Annotated in this window: 4 protein-coding genes, 3 tRNA genes and 1 rRNA gene; all 8 read right to left on the bottom strand. The window is 56.4% G+C overall.

All coding sequences use genetic code 11. From position 1 onward, the window contains the following. A partial coding sequence (gene tuf / locus E8E95_RS01430; RefSeq protein ID WP_179059910.1) for an elongation factor Tu occupies positions 1-1,190 on the bottom strand: 1,190 nt, incomplete at its 3' end. A gap of 84 nt (positions 1,191-1,274) precedes the next feature. Beyond that, positions 1,275-1,350: transfer RNA gene (locus E8E95_RS01425), tRNA-Thr, on the bottom strand. 26 nt (positions 1,351-1,376) lie between these two features. After that, positions 1,377-1,450: transfer RNA gene (locus E8E95_RS01420), tRNA-Gly, on the bottom strand. A gap of 26 nt (positions 1,451-1,476) precedes the next feature. Further along, a tRNA-Tyr gene (locus E8E95_RS01415) sits at positions 1,477-1,561 on the bottom strand. Positions 1,562-1,703: 142 nt separating this feature from the next. Continuing rightward, positions 1,704-2,381: an SPOR domain-containing protein gene (locus E8E95_RS01410; RefSeq protein ID WP_280347585.1), complete on the bottom strand. Its 678-nt coding sequence runs from the start codon at positions 2,379-2,381 to the stop codon at positions 1,704-1,706. A gap of 9 nt (positions 2,382-2,390) precedes the next feature. Next, the gene (locus E8E95_RS01405; protein WP_280347584.1) at positions 2,391-3,140 is read right to left on the bottom strand and encodes a pantothenate kinase; all 750 of its coding nucleotides are present in this window, start codon (positions 3,138-3,140) and stop codon (positions 2,391-2,393) included. Then, entirely contained in the window at positions 3,130-4,086 is a 957-nt protein-coding gene (gene birA, locus E8E95_RS01400; protein WP_280347586.1) for a bifunctional biotin--[acetyl-CoA-carboxylase] ligase/biotin operon repressor BirA, read from the bottom strand. The genes E8E95_RS01405 and birA overlap by 11 nt, the downstream gene beginning before the upstream one ends. A gap of 184 nt (positions 4,087-4,270) precedes the next feature. Then, positions 4,271-4,386, bottom strand: a 5S ribosomal RNA gene (gene rrf, locus E8E95_RS01395). Positions 4,387-4,394 lie beyond the last annotated feature (8 nt).

Below are 4,394 nucleotides of genomic sequence, written 5' to 3'. Positions count from 1 at the left end.
TCGATGATCTTGGCTACAACGCCGGCACCAACGGTACGGCCGCCTTCGCGGATCGCGAAGCGCAGGCCATCTTCCATGGCGATCGGAGCGATCAGGGTGACAACCATCTTGATGTTGTCGCCCGGCATTACCATCTCAACGCCTTCCGGCAGTTCGCAGTTACCGGTCACGTCAGTGGTACGGAAGTAGAACTGCGGACGGTAGCCCTTGAAGAACGGGGTGTGACGACCACCTTCTTCTTTGGACAGCACGTACACTTCGCACTCGAACTTGGTGTGCGGCTTGATGGTGCCCGGCTTGGCCAGAACCTGACCACGCTCTACGTCGTCACGCTTGGTGCCGCGCAGCAGGACGCCAACGTTCTCACCGGCACGACCTTCGTCGAGCAGCTTGCGGAACATTTCAACGCCGGTGCAGGTGGTCTTGGTGGTCGGACGAATGCCGACGATCTCGACTTCTTCCTGAACCTTGACGATGCCACGCTCAACACGACCGGTTACCACGGTGCCGCGACCGGAAATGGAGAACACGTCTTCGATCGGCAGCAGGAACGGCTGATCGATGGCACGCACCGGCTCCGGAATGTAGGAGTCCAGGGTCTCAACCAGCTTACGAACGGCGGAAACGCCGATTTCGTTGTCGTCCTTGCCTTCCAGGGCCATCAGAGCGGAACCGATGATGATCGGAGTGTCGTCGCCCGGGAAGTCGTAGGTGTTCAGCAGGTCGCGAACTTCCATTTCGACCAGTTCCAGCAGCTCGGCGTCGTCAACCATGTCGGCCTTGTTCAGGAACACGACGATGTAAGGAACGCCTACCTGACGGGACAGCAGGATGTGCTCGCGGGTCTGCGGCATGGGGCCGTCAGCAGCCGAGCAAACCAGGATCGCGCCGTCCATCTGCGCAGCACCGGTGATCATGTTCTTCACGTAGTCAGCGTGACCGGGGCAGTCAACGTGAGCGTAGTGACGAACAGCGGAATCGTACTCAACGTGGGAGGTGTTGATGGTGATACCGCGAGCCTTCTCTTCCGGCGCGTTGTCGATCTGGTCGAACGCACGAGCGGAACCACCCCAGGTCTCGGAGCAGACCTTGGTCAGAGCAGCAGTCAGAGTGGTCTTGCCATGGTCAACGTGACCGATGGTGCCAACGTTGACGTGCGGTTTGTTACGTTCGAACTTTTCTTTAGCCATCGAGAACGTCTCCCATCAAGAATTGAGCGAGTCACGCCACCATTAAAACAAAGGCAGATATTTTCATATCTGCCTTTGTTAAGATGGAGCTCATGAGCGGATTTGAACCGCTGACCTCACCCTTACCAAGGGTGTGCTCTACCAACTGAGCTACATGAGCCAAACACATTGCGAAAGCAGTAAACCTGGAGCGGGTAGCGGGAATCGAACCCGCATCATCAGCTTGGAAGGCTGAGGTTCTACCACTGAACTATACCCGCGGAGCCTGCAGCTCTCGCTTTGAATCTGGTGGAGGGAGAAGGATTCGAACCTTCGAAGTCTATGACGTCAGATTTACAGTCTGATCCCTTTGGCCGCTCGGGAATCCCTCCAAAGTGAGGCGGCATTTTCAACATCTGCCACCCTGCTGTCAAGCTTTTTCTCATTAAAATCTTGAGGTTAGCTTCATTTGACAGCCGCTTTGCAATTCAGCTTTTTGAGCCTTGCTGCGAAGCGGGCGCCATTCTATTCAAGCTAACGAGGAGATGCAACACCTTCGCACGGCATAAGTTGATGTTTTAATCCAAAAAAATCTCGAGACAGCTGCTCGAGCAATGGATCGTCAACCAATCTGCGGCTTTCCGGGGCAATACGCACCCAGTAATCACGGTGCGCACGAGCCAGTTCGCGCATGAAAGGCTCATAGCCTGCGTCGCGCAATCGCTGCATGACACTCTCTGCAGAATCCATTCGAGGGAAGATTCCGAGGGAGATTCCGTTTACCAGATCACCCTGCGTCACGATGTAGCTATCGATTTTCCGTGCCTGGAGCTCCTTGAGTTGACGCAAGGAAGCCTCTCGCGATGCCAGAGGCGCCAGGTAAACCCAATAGTCAGTACCGGCAGCAGCATCGACAGGTTCTACAGTCGAACGTACATCCAGGCTCGTGAGGCGCTGTTCCACTTCACGCGCCTGTTCTTCTCGCTCGAATCCTCCCAGGAAAAGGCAGACAGCCTCCTCCGCAGGCGCCTGAGGCACTGCGGCGCGTCTCGGCTGGACATTGCCGGACTCGCTGAGCAGCCGGATGTCCTGCTGCCCCCCCTTATAGAGAGAAAGGCTCTCTACCTCTTTCGGACGCAGGGGCGCTTGCTGTTGATGCCAGACGTAGTAGAAGAGATTGAGGACCAGGAGAAACAGGAACAACCAACGCATGGATCAACCTCAATGCAATGGGCAGGCAATCGCCAAACCGGCGAATACCAGGTCAGGCAATACCCTTGCGCGTGGCGACACACTCTTTACTAGCAGCGCATCGCCACCAGTAAGGAAGACCTCGAAATCATTTCCGAGATGCTCAGCCGCCAGTTCGATCTGCGCCTGAACGAAGCCGCGCAGCATTAGAAGGCACCCTCTCTCCACGGCTTCCACCGTCGAGCGACCGGGGGCCATGTCGAGCAGCGCCCTTTCCGCAGCCTCATCGTCATAGCGAATTCGGCGAGTGTGGGTCCTTAACTGGTTGCGCATCAGCGGCATTCCGGGGCAGATAAATCCGCCGAGATGCTCGCCATTTCCAGCAACCAAGTCAGATGTCACCGCGGTCCCTAGATCAAGGACCAGACAAGGCTTGCGGGCAATGTGATAGGCACCCAACACCGCTAGCCAGCGGTCGAGCCCAAGACGCTGGAACTCTGAATAGCCGTTGCGTACTCCGGACATTTCAGCAGCCGGCACGGCACATACGCAGACCACACCGTAAGCATCCTGGAGCCGCGTAGTCAGCGCACGCGTTTCCTCATCAGAACGCACGCTGACCAGCCTGCAATTGCGAAGCGCCAATCCAGGCACCGCTCGCAATGCAGAGATCAATTCGTCGTCGGAGCCGACCACGCCGCCCGCAATTGTCGCAACCTGTGCGCTGTCGATGACACGCCATTTGATAAAGCTGTTGCCACAGTCAAGCTCAAGAATCATCACTCAACCTCAAACTGAGCTCTCCACCACTGTAAGCTCGCTCTTCACCATCGACGCTCAAGCGCAGGGCGCCCGTCGCATCTATCCCCAAGACCACTCCCTGGATACCCTGCACACCGGCGATCAAATTGACTTGCCGCCCCTGCCAGAGATGTCCGGCTTCCCACTCTTCTCGAAGAGCAGAAAAGCCATCCCTCTTGTGACGCTTCAGATAGTCGTCAAGATGTTCACTCAAGCGAAACACCAAAGCATTCCTGTCCACCAATGCAGTGCTTTCCATCTGCATCGAGGTCCAGGGCTGATCTATCTCCTCGGCCGACAGCTGCATGTTCACATTGATTCCGATCCCAATGACGACATGGCAGATGTCAGCCGGGTCACCTAACAGTTCGAGAAGGATTCCAGCGATCTTGCGATTGTTGATCAGCAGGTCGTTTGGCCATTTGAGACCAGCAGCTGTCAGCCCGAATGACTGCAGGGTCTTTAGCACCGCCAACCCAACCACAAGACTCAAGCCTTCGAGCTGGCGAGCACCACCATCGACGCGCAAAGCAAGACTGTAGTAGAGGTTCTGCGCATGAGGACTGACCCATCGACGCCCCCTTCGCCCTCGCCCTTCAGTCTGCCGTTCCGCAATGACTGCAAAAGGCGGTAGCTCACCCACAGCAAGCGCTCGGGAGACCTCGGCATTCGTTGAGTCCAAAGACTCAAAAACTCGGTGAGCCCAGGGAGAGCCCTTCCGATTCAGCACGTCTTGATCGAGGAGGCTCAGGGGAAACTGCAGCCGGTAGCCCCGACCACGCACTTTATAGATAGCGAGGCCCAGCTCCGCTTCCAGCTGCTGCAACTGCTTCCAGACGGCACTTCTGCTTACGCCGAGAGCTTCACCCAAGGCTTGGCCTGAGTGGAAGCGTCCATCCTGCAGAAGTTTCAATAGGGTCAGCATGTTGCTGGATCCAGCTCTTAATGAGGCAGGCATCATATCCATGCACACTCGGGTTGCATAGAAATCGCGCAGAGCAATCACCATCAAACCAGGCCTTGCGCAAATCGCATCGCGAAAGGAGCTTTTCTCGCGCCCAAAGACAAACCCCCGAACCGTTTTCACGGATCGGGGGTTTGGGATAGAAGCTTGACGATGACCTACTCTCACATGGAGAAGCTCCACACTACCATCGGCGATGCGTCGTTTCACTGCTGAGTTCGGGATGGGATCAGGTGGTTCCAACGCTCTATGGTCGTCAAGCAATTCGG

The sequence above is a fragment of the Pseudomonas sp. BN414 genome (assembly GCF_029871275.1).
In the GTDB taxonomy this organism is placed as follows: domain Bacteria; phylum Pseudomonadota; class Gammaproteobacteria; order Pseudomonadales; family Pseudomonadaceae; genus Metapseudomonas; species Metapseudomonas resinovorans_C.
This window is presented reverse-complemented; position numbering and strand designations above follow the sequence as displayed.